Annotated in this window: 16 protein-coding genes, 1 tRNA gene and 1 pseudogene; 5 read left to right on the forward strand and 13 right to left on the reverse strand. The window is 41.7% G+C overall.

The features are described 5' to 3' along the window. Window positions 1-78 precede the first annotated feature (78 nt). The 4 genes from infB to L1D51_RS12310 form a co-directional block, all read right to left on the reverse strand. Window positions 79-2,736 carry a translation initiation factor IF-2 gene (gene infB, locus L1D51_RS12295; protein WP_054562097.1) on the reverse strand — a complete coding sequence of 886 codons (2,658 nt, stop codon included), beginning with the start codon at window positions 2,734-2,736 and terminating at the stop codon, window positions 79-81. Window positions 2,737-2,761: 25 nt separating this feature from the next. Then, window positions 2,762-4,261, reverse strand: coding sequence for a transcription termination factor NusA (gene nusA / locus L1D51_RS12300; protein WP_054553176.1), 1,500 nt, complete (start codon window positions 4,259-4,261; stop codon window positions 2,762-2,764). 38 nt (window positions 4,262-4,299) lie between these two features. Beyond that, window positions 4,300-4,755 (reverse strand): ribosome maturation factor RimP, encoded by a 456-nt coding sequence (gene rimP / locus L1D51_RS12305; RefSeq protein WP_054562099.1) that lies wholly within the window; start codon window positions 4,753-4,755, stop codon window positions 4,300-4,302. 289 nt (window positions 4,756-5,044) lie between these two features. Next, a tRNA-Met gene (locus L1D51_RS12310) sits at window positions 5,045-5,121 on the reverse strand. Between the two features lie 243 nt (window positions 5,122-5,364). Between L1D51_RS12310 and L1D51_RS12315 the strand changes: the two genes are divergently transcribed. Continuing rightward, the gene (locus L1D51_RS12315; RefSeq protein ID WP_239963783.1) at window positions 5,365-5,826 is read left to right on the forward strand and encodes a globin family protein; all 462 of its coding nucleotides are present in this window, start codon (window positions 5,365-5,367) and stop codon (window positions 5,824-5,826) included. Here the strand turns inward: L1D51_RS12315 and L1D51_RS12320 are convergent. After that, complete coding sequence (locus tag L1D51_RS12320) at window positions 5,821-6,594, reverse strand: DUF4124 domain-containing protein (RefSeq protein WP_054562101.1); 774 nt, start codon at window positions 6,592-6,594, stop codon at window positions 5,821-5,823. The two genes, L1D51_RS12315 and L1D51_RS12320, sit on opposite strands and share 6 nt — an antisense overlap. Before the next feature lie 128 nt (window positions 6,595-6,722). Here L1D51_RS12320 and L1D51_RS12325 point away from each other — a divergent pair, with 128 nt between their 5' ends. Then, window positions 6,723-8,273 (forward strand): cryptochrome/photolyase family protein, encoded by a 1,551-nt coding sequence (locus tag L1D51_RS12325; RefSeq protein WP_239963784.1) that lies wholly within the window; start codon window positions 6,723-6,725, stop codon window positions 8,271-8,273. Between the two features lie 63 nt (window positions 8,274-8,336). Here L1D51_RS12325 and L1D51_RS12330 read toward each other — a convergent pair whose 3' ends face one another. Beyond that, window positions 8,337-8,783 (reverse strand): Hsp20 family protein, encoded by a 447-nt coding sequence (locus L1D51_RS12330; protein WP_054562102.1) that lies wholly within the window; start codon window positions 8,781-8,783, stop codon window positions 8,337-8,339. Window positions 8,784-9,112: 329 nt separating this feature from the next. Between L1D51_RS12330 and L1D51_RS12335 the strand changes: the two genes are divergently transcribed. The 3 genes from L1D51_RS12335 to L1D51_RS12345 all read left to right on the forward strand — a co-directional run bounded on the left by L1D51_RS12335 (window position 9,113) and on the right by L1D51_RS12345 (window position 11,898). Beyond that, window positions 9,113-9,571 (forward strand): TlpA family protein disulfide reductase, encoded by a 459-nt coding sequence (locus L1D51_RS12335; protein WP_235576265.1) that lies wholly within the window; start codon window positions 9,113-9,115, stop codon window positions 9,569-9,571. Window positions 9,572-9,681: 110 nt separating this feature from the next. Next, entirely contained in the window at window positions 9,682-9,945 is a 264-nt protein-coding gene (locus tag L1D51_RS12340; protein ID WP_054553185.1) for a GrxA family glutaredoxin, read from the forward strand. Between the two features lie 147 nt (window positions 9,946-10,092). Beyond that, window positions 10,093-11,898, forward strand: a complete 1,806-nt coding sequence (locus tag L1D51_RS12345; protein WP_054562104.1) for a DEAD/DEAH box helicase — start codon at window positions 10,093-10,095, stop codon at window positions 11,896-11,898. Between the two features lie 184 nt (window positions 11,899-12,082). Here the strand turns inward: L1D51_RS12345 and L1D51_RS12350 are convergent, their stop codons facing one another. The 7 genes and pseudogenes from L1D51_RS12350 to L1D51_RS12380 all read right to left on the reverse strand — a co-directional run bounded on the left by L1D51_RS12350 (window position 12,083) and on the right by L1D51_RS12380 (window position 22,863). Beyond that, window positions 12,083-13,642 (reverse strand): AbgT family transporter, encoded by a 1,560-nt coding sequence (locus L1D51_RS12350; protein ID WP_054562105.1) that lies wholly within the window; start codon window positions 13,640-13,642, stop codon window positions 12,083-12,085. A 148-nt stretch (window positions 13,643-13,790) separates the two neighbouring features. Next, a complete protein-coding gene (locus L1D51_RS12355) occupies window positions 13,791-14,069 on the reverse strand; it encodes a YfcL family protein (protein ID WP_054553188.1) in 279 nt (92 codons plus the stop codon). Window positions 14,070-14,071: 2 nt separating this feature from the next. After that, the gene (locus L1D51_RS12360; RefSeq protein WP_239963785.1) at window positions 14,072-15,214 is read right to left on the reverse strand and encodes an ATP-NAD kinase family protein; all 1,143 of its coding nucleotides are present in this window, start codon (window positions 15,212-15,214) and stop codon (window positions 14,072-14,074) included. Further along, window positions 15,204-15,773, reverse strand: a complete 570-nt coding sequence (locus L1D51_RS12365; RefSeq protein WP_275669170.1) for an elongation factor P hydroxylase — start codon at window positions 15,771-15,773, stop codon at window positions 15,204-15,206. Before L1D51_RS12365 ends, L1D51_RS12360 begins: the two co-directional genes overlap by 11 nt. A 90-nt stretch (window positions 15,774-15,863) precedes the next feature. Next, entirely contained in the window at window positions 15,864-19,040 is a 3,177-nt protein-coding gene (locus L1D51_RS12370) for an HD domain-containing phosphohydrolase (protein WP_239963787.1), read from the reverse strand. A gap of 122 nt (window positions 19,041-19,162) precedes the next feature. Further along, window positions 19,163-20,755, reverse strand: a pseudogene (locus L1D51_RS12375) (HD-GYP domain-containing protein); the annotation flags it as partial. 944 nt (window positions 20,756-21,699) lie between these two features. Then, complete coding sequence (locus tag L1D51_RS12380; RefSeq protein WP_054562109.1) at window positions 21,700-22,863, reverse strand: GGDEF domain-containing protein; 1,164 nt, start codon at window positions 22,861-22,863, stop codon at window positions 21,700-21,702. Between the last annotated feature and the right edge of the window lie 70 nt (window positions 22,864-22,933).

Here is a 22,933-nt window from a genome sequence, read left to right on the forward strand (position 1 = left end):
GTTAAAGAATAAGTTAATTTAATTACGAATACACAAATGGGGGCTAGGCCCCCATTTAAAGCAATAACTTAAACGAAATTAAAGTGAACGTTGTACTTCAACCGTCTCGAATACCTCGATTTGGTCGCCAACTTTAACATCGTTGTAGTTCTTAACGCCGATACCACATTCCATACCGTTACGTACTTCTTGAACGTCATCTTTAAAGCGACGTAGTGACTCAAGTTCACCTTCATAGATAACCACGTTATCACGAAGTACACGGATAGGCGCGCTACGCTTAACGATACCTTCAGTAACCATACAACCTGCGATTGCACCAATCTTAGGTGACTTGAACACGTCACGAACTTCAGCAAGACCAATGATCTCTTGCTTGAATTCTGGTGCAAGCATACCTGACATCGCTTGTTTAACTTCTTCAATCAGGCTGTAGATTACGCTGTAGTAACGTAAGTCTAGGTTTTCTGACTCAATTACTTTACGAGCTGATGCATCAGCACGTACGTTAAAGCCAACAACGATTGCGTTTGACGCCGCTGCAAGCGTTGCATCAGTTTCAGTGATACCACCTACACCTGAACCAACAATCTTCACTTTAACTTCATCAGTAGAAAGCTTAGTTAATGAATCAGCGATTGCTTCAATTGAACCTTGTACGTCAGCTTTAAGAACGATGTTAACTTCTGATACATCGCCTTCAGCCATGTTCGTAAACATGTTTTCAAGCTTCGCTTTTTGTTGACGAGCAAGCTTCACTTCACGGAACTTACCTTGACGGTAAAGTGCTACTTCACGCGCTTTACGCTCATCTTTAACTACTGTTGCTTCATCACCAGCAGCAGGGATACCAGATAGACCTAAAATCTCAACTGGGATAGATGGACCCGCAGACTTGATGTCTTTACCGTTCTCATCTTTCATCGCACGTACACGGCCATATTCAAGACCACAAAGTACGATATCACCTTGGTTAAGCGTACCAGACTGAACTAGGATTGACGCAACTGGACCACGACCTTTATCTAGACGCGATTCAATTACAACACCTGCAGCCATACCTTCAGCTGGCGCAGTTAGCTCAAGTAGCTCAGCTTGCATTAATACCGCTTCAAGTAGGTCATCAATACCTAAACCAGTTTTCGCAGAGATGTGTACAAACTGTGTTTCACCACCCCACTCTTCTGGGATAACGTCTAGTTGTGCTAGCTCGTTCTTAACGCGATCTGGGTCGATGCCTTCTTTATCCATTTTGTTTACTGCGATGATTAAAGGAACGCCTGCAGCACGCGCGTGCTGAACCGCTTCTTTAGTCTGTGGCATTACACCATCATCCGCAGCAACTACTAGGATTACGATATCCGTTGCTTTAGCACCACGTGCACGCATTGATGTAAACGCGGCGTGGCCTGGAGTATCTAAGAAAGTAATCATGTTGCCATTCGTTTCAACGTGGTATGCACCAATGTGCTGAGTAATACCACCGGCCTCACCAGAGGCAACTTTTGCTGAACGAATGTAGTCAAGTGTTGACGTTTTACCGTGGTCAACGTGACCCATTACTGTTACAACCGGTGCACGAGGAATCGCTTTACCTTCTTCGCTACGGTCGTTTAGAACTTTCTCTTCTAATTCGTTTTCTTTAACGATAATAACCTTGTGACCCATTTCTTCAGCAACAAGCTGCGCTGTTTCTTGGTCAATCACTTGGTTGATGGTAACCATGTCACCCATCTTCATCATCGTTTTAACAACTTCAGCACCTTTAACTGCCATGCGTGATGCAAGCTCAGCAACAGTGATTGTTTCACTGATACGAACTTCGTTTTTCACGTCAGCTGTTGGTTTTTGGAAACCATGTTGTAAAGACGTTGGTGCTTTAAGCTTGCCTTTCTTACCTTTAGGACCGGCAGCCTGTTTATCTTTTTGAGGTCCTTTTTTCTTTTTCTTACGACGAGCGCTATTCTCTTCACGTGCATCAGATTCATCTTCTGCTTCACGTGCGTAAGTTGAAGTCGTAAGGTGGTGATCAGCGTTTTCTTCACGCTGCTTACGCTCTTCTTCTTCCTTTTTCCAGCGAGCTTCATTTTCTTCAGCTAGCTTTCTTGCCTCTTCTGCTTGACGTTTCGCTTCTTCTTCAGCTTTTCTCAATGCGGCCTCTTCTGCTTCTTTTTGCAGACGCTCAGCTTCGGCGCGATCTTGTTCAGACTTAGCACTTTGCTCTGGGGTCATCTGCTTCTGTTTCGCTTTACGCTCAGCTTCAGCTTTACGTTTAGCCTCTTCTTTGGCTTTACGCTCAGCTTCTTCTTTCGCTTTGCGCTCTGCCTCTTGTTTCGCTTTAAGCTCCTCAGCTTCTTGCTGGGCTTTAAGCTCTGCTGCTTTACGTGCAGCTTCTTCTGCAGCTAAACGCTCTTCTTCTTGCTGTTGCTCAATGGCGCTTTTCTTAACGTAAGTACGTGTTTTACGTACTTCAACTTGCACAGACTTCGCTTTACCTGTAGAGCCAGTTACGCTTAGCGTACTTTTGCTTTTACGTTGCAAAGTCATGCGAGCTGGGCCTTCTGAGCCCGTGCCGCCGTGCTGCTTGCTCAAGTGATCTAATAACGTCGACTTTTCAGACTCAGTTACCATATCACCTGCTTTTTTAGAAATACCGGCTTGTTCTAGCTGCTGTAGTAATTTATCAACAGTTGTACCAATATCTCCGGCTAGTTTTTCAACATTTACTTCTGCCATAGTGTGTAATACCTCCGTTAATAAATTACTCGTCTGCGAACCAACAAATGTTACGCGCAGCCATAATCAGCTTGCCAGCTTCTTCTTCTGAAAGTTCAGTGATGTCTACTAACTCATCAATGCCTTGCTCAGCTAAGTCTTCAAGTGTTACTACACCTTTACTTGCCATAACAAATGCAAGGTGACGCTCTAAGCCTTCAAGCGCTAGTAGGTCTTCTGCAGGTTCTGCACCTTCTAGGCTTTCTTCAGTTTTAAGCGCTTTCGTTGTTAATGCGTCTTTTGCACGTGAACGTAAGATATCAACTGTTTCTTCATCTAAACCGTCAATTTCTAAGAATTCTGATGCAGGTACGTAAGCCACTTCTTCAAGTGTTGAGAAACCTTCGTTGATAAGTAAAGTTGCAAACTCATCATCGATATCTAAGTATTCAGTGAATAAGTTGATTAGCTTATCTGATTCAGCTTCGTTCTTCGCACGCATGTCATCAACTGTCATTACGTTTAATTCCCAACCAGTTAACTGGCTAGCAAGACGAACGTTTTGACCATTACGACCGATTGCTTGTGCTAGGTTATCGGCTTCAACAGCGATATCCATTGAATGTGTATCTTCGTCCATTACGATTGACGCAACTTCTGCTGGTGCCATTGCATTGATAACGAATTGCGCTGGGTTGTCATCGTAAAGAACGATATCAACACGCTCACCACCAAGCTCAGTTGAAACTGCTTGTACACGTGCACCACGCATACCAACACACGCACCTACTGGGTCGATACGTTTGTCGTTAGATTTTACCGCGATTTTTGCACGAGAACCTGGATCACGTGCAGCTGCACGTAGTTCAATCATCTCTTCGCCAATCTCTGGCACCTCAATGCGGAAAAGTTCCATTAGCATTTCTGGCTTAGAACGCGTTACAAATAACTGCGCGCCACGTGCTTCTGGCTTAACTTCGTAAAGAAGACCACGGATACGGTCACCTGGACGGAAGTTTTCACGCGGTAACATATCATCACGGTAGATAACCGCTTCAGCATTGTTACCAAGGTCAAGTACGATTGCATCACGGGTTGCTTTTTTAACAACACCTGTTACTAATTCGCCTTGTTGATCTTTGTATTCTTCAACCACTAATGCACGCTCAGCTTCACGTACTTTTTGTACGATAACTTGCTTAGCCATTTGTGTTGTAATACGGTCAAACTTGATTGACTCAATTTGTTCTTCAACGTAATCACCTAATTGTAGGCTTTCGTCTTCAACCTGAGCCGCTTCAAGTGTGATTTCGCTGTAAGGGTTTTCTAAAGAACCATCTTCAAGAACTTCAGCAATCTTCCAACGACGGAATGTGTCGTAATCACCTGTTTTACGGTCGATTGATACGCGAACTTCGATTTCGCCATCGTGTTTTTTCTTTGTTGCAGTCGCTAATGCGAACTCTAACGCTTCAAAAATCTTTTCTTTTGGAACCGCTTTCTCATTGGAGACGGCTTCAGCAACCAATAATATTTCTTTTGCCATGGGTTATGCCTCGCTTGCCCTATTCCTTCGCACTCGAATTAAAACTTTGCGATGATGTTCGCACGTTCAATGTTACTAAGCATAATCATATGCTCAGCGCCATCTGCTGAAAGTGTGATCATATCACTGCTAACTGATACTAAATCGCCTTTAAAGTTACGACGACCATCTTGCGGAAGCTTTGTACGCACGCGTACTTCTTCTCCTTGCGCCTTCTCGTAGTGATCTTGTTTGAATAATGGACGATCAACACCAGGAGACGAAACTTCCAAATCATATTCATTTGTAATTGGGTCTTCGACGTCTAAAATTGCGCTAACTTGACGACTAACGTCGGCACAATTGTCAACCGTAATCCCTGCATCGTGATCGATATAAACACGTAATGTAGAGTGGCGACCAGCTTGCACAAACTCAAGACCATGTAACTCAAAGCCTAACATTTCAACGGCCGGTGAGAGCATGGCTACTAAATCTTGCTCAAGTTTTGTCACGAAAATCCTCCATACAAACAAAAAAAGGGCATATAGCCCTGAAATACTGAGTTTAATAATGATTTAAAATCACCGCCAAGCAGATACAACAACGCCCCGAACCAAGCGGGGCGTCACACCTAAAGCATAAAACTGTGTGGCCTAGGGCCAAGCTTGGTTGCGAGTCAGTCACCTGACTAAATTAAACTAGATAGCCTAAACGCAAAACGCGCATTACCAGAATGCGCGACTTCATACAGTAAAAATTACTGTGCATACTAAGTACACTTACAATGCCTTAGCATGTATTTGGTTGCGGGAGCCGGATTTGAACCGACGACCTTCGGGTTATGAGCCCGACGAGCTACCAGGCTGCTCCATCCCGCGCCAATAGATATTAAAAGTAACTTAATATCATTTAATCGAGTGTTAAACACCTCAATTCAATGGCGGCTATTATAAGCATGTAGCGCTCAATTAGCAACCTTCCTACATGAATTAGTTAGACTATTTTTTGCCTAAAAATTTTATGACAACCTTGTCATAAAATTTCCCATAACTGAAAATTCTCGTCTATATTTAGTCATATAATAAGAACAACCTATAGCCTTGGCTATTAAGCGATTTACTATGAGTCTATCTTCATTTCAAAAAAGACTGTTACTACAAGATATTGAATTGCTAAAACCGGATTTCCATCAGTTTACAAGCGCATATCATCGCAGTCTTAGTACTCGTCAATTAACCATGACAGTGCCTGAGCAAGAAAGCATAACTAAGCGCAGCTATATTCTTTACTGTGCGCTCAACAAAGTAGTAAGCCACCTCGATGACTTACAGCAAGTCACGCCGTTTATTCATTATTTAGCGAATAATTTGAGCTTTTTAAACGTGTCATTTGAAGATATCGATACCCTTTGCGATGCCTTTATTGATACGCGCAAATCGTATATTCACCACATTAGTACGCAATTACATCAAGCTTGGCTGCAAGCTACGAGAATATTTGCCAACATCGTAAAAAGTTACTTGTTTGCTTATTCAAATGTGGTGTCGTTTAGCGCCTATTGCCCAGCACGCTTAAGCTCATAGTTTGGTCAATTCGCTGTTGAGCCTATCTATTTGTTTTTGTTCAATGGCGATTAAGGTGTTAAAACGACTCGTTAAAGCTGTCATTTTGTCAGCTAGTGCGTTATCGCTATTCGCACCAGCTAAATTACGAGGGCGGCTACTTAGTTGTTGCTCAAGCTCTGACATTTGCATGTTTAACTCACTTTGATAAGTATCTATTTTATTTTCATGCTCTGAAATTTTACGCATAATTTGTTTTGAGCGAATAAAACTAGCAACCTCATTATTAGCAACCGTATTTGCAGATGAAGTTAACGTGTATTTTTCAGCCGTGAGTCTATCAATACTGCGCTGCTCACTGTCGATAAGCACGCCGTAACGCTCAGATACTGCTGTCATTTGTTTGGCGATTGCAGCTTGTTTTTTAGCCCCCACCAAGTTACGTAGCTGAGCATCTGATTGCTCAGTTAAAGCCACTATCTCCCTGTCCATTTTGAGCTTGAATGTGTCAATTTTATTGTTATGTTCTGCTATTTGCGCATCGATTTGCTTTAAGCGGATATAACGGTCGACCTCTGCGGTATCTTTACCTGCTGATGCTTGTGCAGCATTATCTGACGCGCCCGAAAGGTGTGGATTTTGTTCTTTAATGGTAATCAACTTTGCATCTTTGCCACAGGGCTGTTGGCTAAATTCAGCAACACCGTTTTTCTCACAGTGATAAACAGTGCTGTGGCCCAAAGGGCAAACTAACAGGCTTATAAATAGTAAATGTAAGTTAATTTTCATCTCGACCCTTCCTTAGTAGTGACTCATTAAAAATGCCACTAATGTACCTTTTATAGACTATATTTATCGATCTATCTTTGTGATTGCTTCGTAGTTACCTAGATTACTTGCGGCAAAGGCTATTAGAAGTGCAATACACCACCTTAAGATTTATTTTTGGCGATCAACTTAATGCAAGCCACAGCTGGTTTAAAGAAAAATCACAACCAGACACGCTGTATGTCATCGCCGAATTAAAACAAGAAACCAACTACGTAAAGCACCACCTGCAAAAAGTGGTCGCCTTCTTTGCTGCAATGGAAAACTTTGCTAATGCACTGACAAAAGCGAATTTAAACTGCCTGCATCTGACACTCGATGACACACAAGATGATGACTCACTACCAGAGCTACTTACCCGGTTAGCTAAGCATTATCAATGCCAGAACATTGAGTACCAATACCCAGACGAATATCGCCTTAAAAAGCAACTTGCAGACTTTTCACAGCAGAGCGAATTTGATGTCAATGCAGTTGATTCGGAACACTTTCTACTACCTTTTAATGATATTGACCAGCACTTTAAGCCAAATAAGCCGGTAAAAATGGAGTTTTTTTATCGTGCTATGCGCAAACGTTTTAATATTTTAATGGACGATGATAATCAACCTCGTGGTGGCAAATGGAATTTTGATCAGCAAAATAGAAACAAGTTAAAACCCAGCGATCTTAAAGAAATCCCAGAACCTTTATGTTTCGGTCACGATGTTAGCAACATCCTTAAACGAGTAGAAATGCACAAACTAAACACCTTTGGTGAGTGCAGCGATACGTTAATTTGGCCAACCACACGCGCTGAAGCAAAGCAGTTACTCGATTTTTTTTGCGATCATTTACTGGTTCATTTTGGTCAGTTTCAGGATGCTATGACATGCCAGTCCCAGTACCAATGGTCTTTGTATCACAGCCGTTTATCGTTTGCCCTTAATACTAAAATGCTGCACCCGATGCAGGTCATCGAGCAAGTGTTAACTAGCTTTGATAAGCAACCTATTGATATTGCGCAAGTTGAAGGTTTTATCAGGCAAATTCTCGGTTGGCGCGAGTATGTACGTGGTATTTATTGGCAAAATATGCCTGATTACGCCAGCAAAAATGCCTTAAATGCAAAGCGCCCCCTACCCGACTATTTTTGGCATGGCAAAACAAACATGAATTGTATGCACCATGCCATTACACAAAGCCTGCAGACAGCTTATGCACACCACATACAACGTTTGATGATCACGGGTAACTTTTGCTTATTAACCGCTATTGAGCCAAGTGAAGTAGATGAATGGTATTTAGGTATTTATATCGACGCCATAGAATGGGTAGAAATGCCCAACACTCGGGGAATGAGCCAATTTGCTGACGGGGGCTTAATTGCCACTAAGCCCTATGCAGCCAGTGGAAATTACATCAACAAAATGAGTGATTACTGCAAACATTGTAGCTACAACATTAAAGAAAAAGCCACTGAGGATGCTTGCCCATTCAACAGCCTATATTGGCATTTTATGTTAGAGCACGAACAACAGCTATCACAAAACCCACGTATCGGTATGATTTATAACAACTGGTATAAACAGGATGAATCTGTACAGCAAGCCACTCTCAAACGGGCTAACTGGTGCTTGGATAATTTAGAAAAGCTTTAACTACAAAAAAGCCGCCTCAAATGAGGCGGCAAAACTAACTAGGGGAAACAATGCTGTTGGTAATTACTTGTTTTCGAGTAATTTACCATTACCGATTTCGATTTTACGTGGTTTTAAAGCTTCTGGAATTTCACGCTCTAAATCGATACTTAGTAAACCATTTTCAAGGTCAGCGCCAAGCACTTTAACGTGGTCACCTAATTGGAACTTACGCTCAAAGTTACGCTCTGCAATGCCTTGGTGAATGAACTTACGTTCAGCATTATCTTGTTTATCAGCTTTAGTACCGCTGACTTTCAATGTGTTGTTTTCTGACTCAATGGTCAATTCACTGTCACTAAAACCTGCTACAGCCATAGTGATACGATATTTGTCTTTATCGAGTGCTTCGATGTTGTACGGAGGAAAACTTGGCTGCTTGTCTGTGCGAGCTGCCGCATCCATTAATGATGCTAAATGATCGAAACCGATGAATGAACGATAAAGTGGTGATAAGTCTACTGTACGCATAATTATATCCTCATATTTAAGCGATATTTTGTTAGTACTCTTCTATTGAACCAGTGCTAACAAAGTTAAATTAATACTATATATTTCAATTACTTTAGTTTGTTTGGGACCCATCAGGCGTCCTCACTAAACTATTTATGGGCGGGTAAAATCTTTTCAAGATTTTTAGCAAAAAAAATTGTAATTTTTTTAAATCAATTGAAATTTTAACCCCCTCAAACTGGTCTGAATTAGTTGATTTTAAAGGGCTAACAACGTACAAAATAACAATGAAAAAAAATCCAACTTTTTTAAAAAAATTTATCAATGTGCTAAAAAATGTCGTGTTAATGGCAGTCGTTGTGTATGCCGTGACCGCATTTCAGCAACGTAATTTACTCTCAACTGATAAAACTCCTGCCCCCTATTTTAATTTAGCCACGCTAAAAAACCCGACAGAGCGGATGACCATTGCACAATTACAAGGAAAGCAAACAGTGGTGTATTTCTTTGCGCCTTGGTGCTCAATTTGTCGTTACAGTATGCCAAATTTAGAAAAGGCTCATCAGCAAGGTAAGTTAAATGCCATAGCAATTGCCCTTGATTACCAAAACATTACTGAAGTTAAACAGTTTACCGATTCACTCGAATTAACAATGCCGGTGTTACTTGGCAGTAAAAGTACAGGTCAAGATTATAAAATCAGTGCCTACCCAACTTATTATGTTATTGATGAGCAATTGGCCATTACTGCGCATTCTATGGGTTACTCAACAGAACTTGGCCTTAGGATGCGCACACTTGATTAGCTCAATCGCTTTTAGTGAGAAAAAACAGAATAGTGCAATCGATTTTATGCGCTGTTTTTATTCATTTAATCCGTTAAGATGATAAACACATTCAAATCGAGGAGAGCGATATGTTAACTGTAATTTTTGGCCGTGAAGGCTGCCCATACTGTGTTCGTGCAAAAGACGTTGCTGAAAAACTAGCAAATGAGCGTGACGATTTTAAATACCGTTATATCGACATCATTAAAGAAGGCATCAGCAAAGCAGATTTAGAACAGTCTGCAGGCAAACCTTGCCCAACCGTACCACAGATTTTTATTGACCAAGCCCACATTGGTGGCTTCACTGAATTCGAAGCATACGCTAAAGAAAATTTAGGGTTATATCAATAAATTGTAAACGTGGTTGATTTTGGTAATTTTAAACTGATTAAATTATGACCAACATCAACCACATACAAATTAGTTGTAATTTATACAAGCAATTGCATTGTATTTCCTATACAATGCGCGCCTCTTTAAATTCGTTGAGGCGTATTAATGTCAGAACCAGTCACGTTTGAATCTCTAAATCTTTCTCCTGCAATCCTTAAAGCAGTTGAAGAGTTGGGTTACAAGACTCCATCTGAAATCCAAGCTCAATGTATACCGTTATTGCTAGAAAGAAAGGACGTACTGGGACTAGCGCAAACGGGTACAGGTAAAACAGCAGCATTTGCACTGCCGTTACTAAATAATATTGACCCGTCTGTGAAGCAGCCACAGATCCTTGTTTTAACGCCTACGCGTGAACTTGCGATCCAAGTAGCTGAGGCATTCGAACAATATGCTAAGCATACTCGTGGTGTTGAAGTTTTAGCCCTTTATGGTGGCCAAAGCTATAGCATCCAACTAAGTGCACTTCGTCGTGGCGCGCAAATCATTGTTGCAACGCCAGGTCGCTTAATTGACCACATTAACCGTGGCACAATCAAGTTTGAGAGCTTACAAGCCCTTGTTCTTGATGAAGCAGACGAAATGTTACGCATGGGCTTCATTGATGATGTAGAAAGCATCATGGAGAAAACGCCACGTGAAAAGCAAACATGTCTTTTCTCTGCGACCATGCCTAAGCAAATTCAAAATATCAGCAGCAAGTACATGAATGAGCCTGAGCAAGTTCATATTTCTGCGCGTAACTCAACTGTATCAACGGTTGAACAAGTATTTTGGAATGCACACGTACACAAAAACAAAGCTATCGTTCGCTTCTTAGAAGCAGAGCAATACGATGGTGCAATTGTTTTCGTACGTACACGTAACGACACGGTACAGTTAGCTGAATTACTTGAGCGCGAAGGTTTCTCTGCGGCACCACTTAATGGTGACATGAACCAACAAGCACGTGAACGCACAGTAGATCGTTTGAAAAACGGCCTAGTTGATATCGTTATTGCAACAGACGTTGCTGCACGTGGTCTTGATGTAGACCGTTTAAGCTTAGTAATTAACTACGATATTCCACAAGATTCAGAAGCCTACGTTCACCGTATTGGCCGTACTGGTCGTGCGGGTCGTCAAGGTAAAGCGATTCTTTTCGTAAAACATAACGAGCGTTATTTACTTAAAAATATCATTCGTCATACGAAATCTGATATCGCACAAGTTGATTTACCAACAGCTAAAGTTGTTGAAGAAAAGCGTATTAAAGCGCTTCAAGACAAGCTTACAATTGCTCTTGAAAACAAAGACATCACTTTCTTTAATCAAGTTGCTGCTAACATGGCAGAGAAACTTGAGCTAAGTACTGAAGATTTAGCAGGTGCATTACTTTGTTTAGCGCAGCAACAATCACCAATCAAGGTTGAAGAAGTTAAAGTTCAACCACGTGGCGAACGCAATGAGCGTCGTCGCAATGAACGTGGTGATCGTGGCGACCGCCAAGGACGCGAGCGTAAACCTCGTGAGCCGCGTGAGCGCAACAGCCGTAACATGGGTCCTATGGATACTTACCGTATCGAAGTAGGTCGTGAGCACGGTGTACAAGTTAAAAATATCGTTGGTGCGATTGCTAACGAAGCTGATATCTCAAGCAAGTTCATTGGTGATATTCGCTTACATGATAATCACAGTACGGTACAGTTACCACAGAACATGCCAAAAGATGTGCTTGATCACTTCCAAAAGGTATTTATCTGTAAACGTCCGATGAATATGACGCTAACGCAAGACCAAGGTCCTGCGGCTCCTCGCTCTGAGCGCCCAAGCGGTGATCGTGGTGATAAGAAGCGTAACTTCAAAGACCGTGGCGAAAAACGTGGTGGCCCTCGTAAAGAGCGTCGTCCAGTGAGCTTCACTGCGAACTAATCGAAGCTGTAAGCTGTAAGCTGTAAGCTGTAAGCTGTAAGCTGTAAGCTGTAAGCAATAAAAAACCTTGTCATGAGAGTGACAAGGTTTTTTTGTGTCTGTAGTAAAGCTGTCAGCCGTCAGCTATCAGACTTCAGTTTTTTAAAACCTCAGTTGGATGACTGAGGCTTTGTTACTCTAATCGTTATGAGCCGATGGCTGGGTATGCGTAGCTTGATTGAAGACCTAGTGGAATACCTAAGCCCCAGTACGCGAGTAAGAAGATACTCCAACCGATTAAGAAGGCGATTGAATACGGTAACATCATCGCGATTAAGGTGCCGATACCGGTGCCTTTAACATACTTTTGGCAGTACACAACAACCAGTGGGAAGTATGGCATCAGCGGCGTGATGATATTCGAACTAGAGTCACCTACACGGTACGCAGCTTGCGTTAAATCAGGTGAAATACCCAGTTGCATCAGCATGGGAACAAAGATTGGCCCTAATAGCGCCCATTTTGCTGAGCTTGAGCCAACAAATAGGTTCACGAACGCCGTTAAGAAGATAATACCTACCACAGTGACTGAACTTGGCAGAGCCATTGCTTTTAATAGTTGCGCCCCTTCAATTGCAAGTAATGCACCTAGGTTTGACTTACTAAATGCAGCAATAAATAACGCACAGAAGAACGCCATAACAATATAGTAAGCCATGCCGCTCATCGCTTTACTCATTGCATCGATCATATCTTTAGAGCTTTTAAAGGTACCCACGGCAAAACCGTAGACGGCACCAGGGATCCAAAACAGTAAGAAGATAAGTGGCACAATTGATTGCATTAACGGTGAGCGGAAATTAGTTAACGAGCCATCACTGCTGCGCATTGCTGAGTCTGCTGGGGCCGAAACAAACCAAAGTAAAGCAAGGCCTGCAATCATCACTGTGCTTGCAATATAGAACGCACGTTTTTCATCACTGCGTGCTTCATCAAAGGCAGGTAGGTCTTCGGTATCTCCATCAAGTGGCGTATTTTGTAAACGTGGCTCGATGATTTTATCTGTAATATACCAACCTAATAAGATAATAAATAAGCTCGAAGCTGAGGTGAAAAACCAGTTATTAAGCGGGTTAATCGCCATATCTGGGTTAATAATTTGCGCCGCACTTTGGGTAAAGCTTTGCAGTAACGGGTCAATCCCTGACGGAATAAAGTTTGCGCTAAAGCCACCACTTACCCCAGCAAACGCAGCTGCAATACCTGCAAGCGGATGACGCCCCATCGCATAGAAAATAACCCCAGCAAGAGGGATAACTAGTACGTAACCGGCATCAGTTGCGGTATGGCTGACAATCGCCACTAAAATAATAGATGGTGTTAAAAGCTGCTTAGGCGTTACTTTTAACATTAATTTAAGGCCGGTATTGATAAAGCCAGAATGCTCAGCAACACCAACACCTAACATAGCAACCAGCACTACACCAAGCGGCGCAAAGCCAGTGAAGGTTTTAACCATCGAAGATAAGAAGGTGGCAAGGGAGTCCCCTGCTAATAGGTTATTTACAACGATGGCTTCGCCAGTGCGCGGGTCGATTGCATCAAATGTAGTGCCCGAGAAAAGCCAAGATAAAAACCAAATAAGTAGCATTGCGACTAAGAATATAATCGCCGGATCAGGTAGCTTGTTACCTACCCTTTCTATGGTATTTAGAAAACGTGCGATTGCACCACTTGGTGCCTGCACATCATTATTGTTATTCATTTTCAAATTCCCTGGAAAAATATCTCATTAACCTTAACGTATCTAACTACTAAGGTAAATTTTAAGTTAATGGGATTACCTGATAAAGGTAAAGTGATTATGTAAAAAAAGCGACACAGGTCGCTTTACAGAGTTTTATTTAATTAGATTAGGCTGCAAGTGCTTTAACTTCATCCCATAAGCGTACAACAAGCTCTTTATCTTCTTCGTTTAGCTCACCGTTGCGATAAGCTTTAACTAGGCTAGATTCAACTTGATTGTTTAACTCATCAATCGATAAGTTTAATTCTTCTACTTGTGCATAGCCTACAGCTAAGTCAAAGTGACCACGTAAATAACCACCAGCAAATAGCTCGTCGTCTGTTGCTTTATCAACTAAATCATCAAAATATTGCTGCGCTGCATCAATATAACTTACTAAACTCATTGTTACTTCTCCTCTGGGTGCAGCCCATCTTGATGACCCACTGCATACATAATATGGTCATTGAAACCTGTGGTTACGCGAATATAACCACTTAATTCATCGTCTAAGTCACTGTCACCAGTATCGGCAATCAGTGGTCGGCCATTTAAAGCCTGTAATTTAGTTTTAGTGGCTACAACAATAATGTTATCACGGCCAATAGCACGAATAAGTGCAGGGCTTAATTGCTGATTACCTCGGCCGAAGATATGGCCTTGGCCACCAATTAAGGTGATCACCAATTTGGTTTCTTTACCTTCTGTGAGCTCAAGTAATTGCTGAGCAGTTAAATCCTGCGCGATAAGCTCTTGGTCTGCCACTAAGTCTACACCCAGCAAGGTATTTTCAAGACCCATTTCTTCCATAATTGCCGCGACTGTAGAACCACTGCCCATCACATATAAGCAGTCTTCATCCATTTCACTAACAACATAGGCAGCTATATCGGCAAGCACTAATTCATCGGTTTCTTTACCGCCATTTTTAACCGCCTGTACATATCGTACTTCACTCGGCACTTGCATTTCACCATAGCGCTTAGCTTTTACCGTGCCTTCGCGAAATGCTTCTTCGTCGATATCCATTACATCAGCATCACCAAGGCTTACAAGTTCACCCTTAACTAGCATCTCAACAACACGCCCAGCAGCTTTTGGGGTAATAGCATAAACCCCAGAATGAATTTTACAGCCTGCAGGAATACCTAATACAGGAGTGCTATCGCCAACCGCATGGCAAATATTGCGGGCAGTACCATCGCCACCCGCAAATAAAATAAGGTCAACACCTTGCTCAACTAATAGCTTGGCAGCCTGCTCTGTGTCATCTGGGGTGGTGATATCGTTTGTTTGGTAAATAACTTGGCTTTGAAAGCCTAGTTGCTTTGCCGTTTGCTCGCCCATTTCACCGTTTACAGTGTAAATGATTAAGTCATCTTGATGGGCAAGCAGCACTTCAAGTGCCGCTCGGGTGCGTAAGTTTGCTTTTGGCTCAGCACCAAGTTGCATTGCTTTTGCGGCGGTATCTGCGCCATCACTGCCCTTTAGTGCGACACTGCCACCTAAGCCGGCAACCGGATTTACAATCAAACCTAATTTAAACTGCATCAGATAAAGCTCCTAGGTTGCCATGAAAATCGCGCTGCCACGTAAACTGAGCAGCCGATAGTGGCCATGGGGTTTTATAGAAATCACTCAATGCTTTAAGAAGTGCTGTCGTGCGCTGATTAAAGCCAGATGCTAAAAAGCTCAACACTTGCTGGTGAACTCGCGCTTGAAAATCGAATCGACAGGTTTGCTCGCCATTTAAATTATCAACCGATACATTAAAATCAAAACCTGCTGCAGTACTGAGCGCCCACTCTATAGCTTGGGGCTTTACTTCAACTGCTTCAAATTCAGCTTGCTGGTGCTTATCACGACCATCTGGGCAATACCAATAGCCATAATCTTCTTTTAACCGACGTGCCTCACCAGCCACCAGCCAATGGGCAATTTCGTGTAAAGCACTGGCATAAAAACCGTGGGCAAACACAATTTGGTGATAAGGCGTTTGCTCATCAGCAGGCAGGTAAATAGGTTCATCATCACCCTTTATCAAACGCGTGTTATGGCTTTGATAAAAGGTGCTTTCAAAAATAGCGATTAAGTCAGCAATCTGATGCATACGGCTTGAATTCATCTCGTTAAAAGCGTCACTAAAAACGAGGCGAATTGTACGGACTTTTCACTCTAAAGTAAAAGTAACCTCCCTCAGTTACAGGTATTTTGCGATATCAACATCATCGATTTGCTCTGGGTTCAAATAGCGTTTTGCATATTCAAGGTAAATACCTGATGTTAAAAATAATTTGAACACATCTTGATCAACATGCTGATCGGCTACCATCTTGGCTAAAATATCAATGGCAACACTGAGTGGCTTGGCTTTTTTATAAGGTCTATCGGCTGCGGTTAATGCTTCGAAGATATCAGCCAGCACTAGCACACGCTCAGGTATCGATAAATCATCTGCAGATAACTTACGCGGATACCCCGTGCCTTTTAGAGTTTCGTGATGGGTCGAGGCATAACGTGGCACCCGTGCTAACTCTTCAGGGAACGGCACATTATCGAGCATTCGAATGGTACTGATAATATGCTCATTAATTTTAAAGCGATCTTCATTTGTTAACGTACCGCGCTGAATTTTCAAGTTATACAGCTCACCTAGATTATACTTGTATTCAGGAATGCTTACTTTAATGCCTAAGCGCTCGTCATACTCAATAGGTTTATCATGGGTGATCAGATGTTCAGGCTTATCTGAAAGTAGCTTTTCAGTAACAGGCAACTGCTCATCATTACTATGAACGCGTAGTTCTTCAACTGGCGAAAGCCCTACCTTATCGTCAAAATGTCGTTGCCACGTTATGTTACTGAGCGCCTCTAAACGCTTAAGGCTTGCTTCATCCATAAACTCGCCACCCACATTGCACGCAGCGATAAACGAAAAATCACTGCGTAATTGTGCTTGGCGTTTGCCAAGCTCGGCCTCAAGCTCAGGTTGCTTTTCTGGTGAGCTTTGCAACGCTTTTAAATAAGCGATTTCTGCATCTCGCCATAGCACTTCAAAACGTGTACGCACTTCATGAATACGGTTATAAATGGTTTCTAATTTAGTGCCTTTGTCTACGATATGCTCTGGGGTGGTGATTTTACCACAGTCATGTAGCCAAGCCGCGAGGCTAAACTCTCTTAACTCGTCTTTATTTTTAAAGGCAAACTCTTTAAAAGCGTGTTCATTGGAACTTGAAGCCGCTTTGGCCAACATAATGCCCAGTTCTGGTACTCGTTCGCAGTGCCCTGCTGTATAGGGCGATTTATCATCGATGGCCTGCGCAATAAGCTCAATAAATGATTCCATTAAGGCTTTTTGATTTTGCTCATGTTGCTGAATAGATTGACTCATTTGCACCATGGAGTTGGCCAGGTTATTGATTTCTTTAATACTGCTTTTTAACGTTGAAACTTGGTCAAACTGACGCCGCTTTATCTTTAAGTTTTCGCCCTCTAAGGTCTTAATAGGTGCAACAATGGGTGAGGCAAAAAACCACGACACCGGCAATACCATAATTAAGCATGCGGCAGTGATAAAAATAGAGAGCTTAATTTTCTCACGGGTAGAGCTTAGTACCCCCTCTTTCGGCACCACTATCGCTAAGTAATCGCTATTAATGCCCCCTTCTGAAAGCGGAGTGATATACACGTACTTTTCAATGCCATTTAGGGTCATCAAACGTAAATGGGCAAAGTTTGTTTCATCTGTAATTAAAGTTAAAAACTCAGGATATGGCACAGTGCCAATAACTTGTGTTTGCTGACTGGCATCGCTCCCTAACCATTTTCGCTCGAGTGCCGCAATGTACGAATTTGGCAACTGAGTAATTGCCATATCAATTAAGTCTTTAAGCGCTGCATCCTCTGGATGAAACAATAAATGCAGGGTATCGGGTAGTAGATCGTGGCTATAACTATCAAGCTGATTGTACTGAATACCATCAATAAAAAACTGCTTTTGGGTGTACTTGAATACCGCCTCGTTATCTAAACCAGCATAGACGCGCCCTTGGCTTACTGCATCAAGCACCGCTTTAGTACTCGGTAGCTCAACAATATCGATGTCGGGAAAGTGCTCTTTGATCACTTTAATCACCGACCAGCCCTCGCCTATAGCCAACTGTTTGCCTGCTAACTGCTTCATAGTAACAATTGGTGTGGACCCTTTTGCTGTAATGATACTGAACGGTAAGGTCGCCATAGTTTGGCTCATAAGACCAAGCGGCTCATTGGCAGGCGTTTTAAAAATAGGCTGAATAATGTCTATTTCATCTTTTGCAAATTGGCTTAAAAACTCAGCCCAGGTAAAGCCATTAATAAAAGTCACCTTAATTCCAAGTAACTCAGCCAAACCATTAATATAATCAATGCTATAGCCTTTTGGGTTTCCGCCAACACTAAAGTCCATTGGTGGCCAATTGGTTTCGTTAGAAACACTTAAATAAGGGTACTTCGCCAATACACTTTGCTGATCTTCAGTAAGAGGCAGTTTTTCAAGCCTTGGCAATAGTAAGCCATTTTTTTGTTGGTTAGAGGCAACAATTTCACCTTCTTTATTGTAAATATACAGCTCACTTAAATACTGACTGCTCATTTTACTTTGCTGTTTACTTAAATACTCAGAGATGCTCGATAAGCTCACGTCTAACGCCAATACACTGTTTTCTCTTGCCGACTTTATCGAATAGGTTTGCCCGGGAGCTTGTAGATGGGTGAAAAAATACGGCTTGGTTTTATTGACTCGGGTCGAGTTTGCTTGCTTAAACCACAAACGCTCTCGCGGATCATAGCTGGTACTCTTTGTTTGAGAGATACGCAAATTAAATTGCTGATCAAAGTAATGAGTATGCTGAACACGCTCAGCCCCTTCGCCGGTAATGTGGATCACGACCCAGCGATCTGCTTCGATGGCTTGCAACTGCTGGCGAACAATTTCACTACTTTCTAAATTAATTAATTCATAAAAGTCACCATTTTCATAGCCGACATATAAGGCATAAAACAATGGATTGAGCTGCATGATTTCGCTCATGACATCTCTCAGTTCACTTTTATCTTCGCTGTCGGCGCTGATAAGGCTGCTGTTTTGTACCATCACACTTAATGTGTTTTCTGACTTTTCATTCACCCCAGTAAGGTAATCAGCAACGGAGCCGGTGGCTAAATTAAAGTTTTTAACACTGGCTTCTAAAGCCATTTTTTCACTGAAATAATATTGCAGGCTAATTGCAATCAGGGCTGTTAATGAGGTGGCTAATACGAACACCGCGACAACGGTAAGACGAATCGAGAAACGAATTTTTTGTTTAAGTTTTTGAAAAGCAGATACCAGCACTTATGCATCTCCTTGCAATGCTTTGTTCGTAAATAATATTAGCTTGTATAATCTTTATACACCAATAACTTTGTATTACAAACAAAAACACAGCAATATTAGCCTAAAGCATAAGCAAATAATTATCTTAGATATTTTTGAATATCGACCGAATCGATTTGCGACTCATGTAAAAACTGTTTTGCATATTTTAGGTATATGCCTGAAGTTAAAAAGAGCTCAAATACGTCACGGTCAATGTGATCGTCATCGACCATTTTCGCTAAAATATCAATAGCAACACTCAGAGGTTTCGCTTTTTTATAAGGTCTATCTGCTGCGGTTAATGCTTCGAAGATGTCAGCAAGTACTAACACACGTTCAGGTATTGATAACTGCTCAGCGGTTAATTTTCGTGGATAACCGGTGCCTTTTAAGGTTTCGTGGTGGGTTGACGCATAACGCGGAACTTTCGCTAATTCTTTAGGGAATGGCACACTTCCAAGCATACGAATTGTGCTGATCACATGCTCATTGATCTTAAATCGGTCTTCCGCTGTTAACGTGCCCCGTGCAACCGACAAGTTATACACTTCGCCAAGGTTATATTTATACTCAGGAATGACCATATTAATGCCTAAACTCTCTGGGTACTCAACGGCTTTTTCGTGTGGAATTAAATCACTTGGCTTATCGCTTAGCAGTGACTCTTCGACAGGTAAATGCTGATTCTTCAAATCAGCCATACGCATTTCTTCAAGGGGCGATAAACCTAAACTAGCGTCAAAATGGCGCTGCCACTTAATGCTAGCAACCTCATGTAAACGAGACAGCTGCGCTTCATCCATAAACTCACCACCAATATTACAGGCAGCAATAAAGCTAAAGTCTGCGTGTAACTTTTCAGTTTGTTGCTCAAGCTTTTGCTCAAGCACAGATTGCTGCTCTGGGTGCGCTAATAGTTGCTCATAGTAAGCAATTTTTGCATCACGCAGCAGCACTTCAAACCGGGTGCGTACTTCATGAATACGGTTATAAATGGTTTCGAGCTTAGTGCCTTTATCAACAATATGCTCTGGTGTGGTGATTTTACCGCAATCGTGCAACCACGCTGCTAAACGAAACTCGCGTCGCTCATCAGGGGTTTTAAAGCTGAACTCAGAAAACGCCTCATCTGTTGAACCTGATGCTGCATCAGCAAGCCAAATACCCAGCTCTGGCACCCGCTCACAATGCCCTGCCGTAAAGGGAGATTTATCATCAATGGCTTGCGCAATAAGCTCAACAAAGGACTCCATCAACGCTTTTTGAGAATCTTCATGTTGCTCAATGGAGCGACTCATATCGACCATCGAACTAGCTAAGTAATGAATTTCTAAAATATGGCTCGAAAGCGTTGATACCTCATTGTAATCGCGCTGTTGAATTTTTTTATTCTCACCCACTAGTTTAAGGATCGGGTTAACGATTGAAGAGGCAAAAAACCAAGAAACGGGCAGCAGCAAGAGTAAAAATAAACCCGTGACTAAAATTGAAATTCGTATTTTTTCTTTAATTACTGCTAATACATCATCTTTAGATACCAGTACTGTAAAATAATCCACTTCATCAGATTGCATATCGCTACTGAGGGGCAGAGGCAGCACAAACATGTACTTTTCTATCCCCTTTTCATGGACGCTCAGCATTTTACCAAATTGATGCGCTTTATTGGCAAGCCCTGATTGCTGCTCATCTAATTTAACTAACTGGGATAAATCAGCAAAACTATGCTGATGGCTTTGATTTTTACTGCTCGCAATAATCTCGCCATCACCCCGATAAACATACATTTCACTTTCAACTAAGTGCTTCATTTTAGTTTGTTGTGCGGTTAAGAAGTGATTCAAACTTGCACTGGCAATATCAATCGCTAATACATCGCCTGTTTGCGCTGATTTAATTGCATAGGTATAACCTGGTACATCAAATACGTTAAACACGTACTGCTCAGTTTTCGTCACCGAAGTACTGATTGCATCCTGAAACCAAACACGGGTGCGCGGGTCGTAATCTGTCGCTTTAGTGTCTCTTTTACGAACGTTGAGCGACTCGTCTAAATACGTGGTTACTTGCTTACGATCGCTGCCCTGCCCTGTAATTTGATACACCAGCCAATGATCGTCTTCATCAAGTTGAAACGATGAAGGAAGCTTGGCATAGCCTTTTAAATTAATAACCTGTAATAAGTCGCCATTAGCATGACCAAGAAAAAGCGAATAAAAGTCTGGATGGCGCGTTAAAATTTCGAGCAATACATGCTGTAAAATCTCTTTATTATCTTGGCTATTCGAAAAGAGTCGCGTGTCGTGGATCATCACGCTCAAGGTATTATCGGCACGCTCATTGATTCGGGTGATGTGATCGGCTATTTGTTGGCTAGTTTGTTTAAATTGCTCAGATTTAGTTTGCAGTATCAGCTTTTCACTAAAGGAATAATGCAGACTAATCGCCACCACGGCTGTGAGTAAGCTTGCAAGGACAAATACCAGCAGAACACTGGCCCTAATTGAAATTTTATACCCTTTATCGTGGCGTGTTAGCATTCGCGACTCCTTGCTTGCTAATCTAAGAAAATAATCTGATTAAAGATTATACCGAAATGACTATAAGGTACATGTTTTAACTCATATTAAAGCTGTTAAAGTTTAATAACTAATTGATTACGCCCAGCATCTTTAGCCTGATATAGCGCAGCATCAGCCCTTGCAATTACTAACTTTTGTTCTTCTTCTCGCATCACAGTCAAACCAAAACTTGCTCGGATCGGTAGAGATAACCCCTCAACTTGGAACATCTCAGCATTCAGCCGTGAGATCATACTATTAATAATGACAGTAGCATCTGGCACTGAACATAATGGCAACACAATAACAAACTCTTCACCACCGAAGCGATATACATCATCTGAGGTACGCAACGACTGCGTTAAAAATGCAGAAAAATATTGTAATACCACATCACCTACCTCATGACCGTGGGTATCGTTAACACGTTTAAAATAATCAATATCTGCCAAAATGACGCACACCTGTTTTGACTCACCCTGTTGCTGCTGAGTGAGCCTTTGGTACTCTGGGTAAGCATTATCAAAAGCGCGTCTGTTTGGCAGTTGAGTGAGTGAGTCTCTAAGTGCTTGGGTTTTCATTTCGTGAGCAAGTTGCGCAAGCTGAGCATTTCTGACAAATAGCTCCCTACGGATAATATGTTCGTGAGCAGCCATGATCATGCCTGCTAAGTTAGCCGCCAGATGCGCTAAAATGACCATATAAAGAGAGTGGTTAGAAATTTCTTTATTAAAATAGATAACAGAGATAGCAAGTGCACTATATAAAGTACTTAAAAATACAGATAACTTAATTGATACTAAGGTCGAAAAGTAAAATGTAATCAAAATGATTAAATCAAAAAACATATGCAGAATGTAAAAACGTTCATAAGTAATAGCCATAAACTGCATATTCAAAAATAAGAACAGCATAAATACAGATATCACCAAACGAAATAACTGGATAGTTTTGATATAACTCAGACCAAAAGCACTAAGTACGCATACTGAAACCATAATAATTCGGCCAGTTAGAGCAATATCAGGCCAAAATGAAGCTTGAATAATCATCTTATCGAAGAAGGTTACAAGCGTGGTAACTAAAGCAATTATGCAGCAAAAAAATTGCGCTATTTTTTTATCTTGTGCAAATTTACTTTGTAAAAATATTTGCTCTACCTGCAGCGACTTAAATTGACAGGCATAGCGATCTATCGTCATATCTTGATTAAATAATTTTGCTGCAAAAGCGCCCATAAATAAATGCCTACTACGAAAGGGGGGTGTTCGATTAAAGAGCAACTACTCTAGTATAGAGTGTATATTC

It is taken from the genome of Pseudoalteromonas shioyasakiensis, from assembly GCF_022398475.1.
Lineage (GTDB): Bacteria > Pseudomonadota > Gammaproteobacteria > Enterobacterales > Alteromonadaceae > Pseudoalteromonas.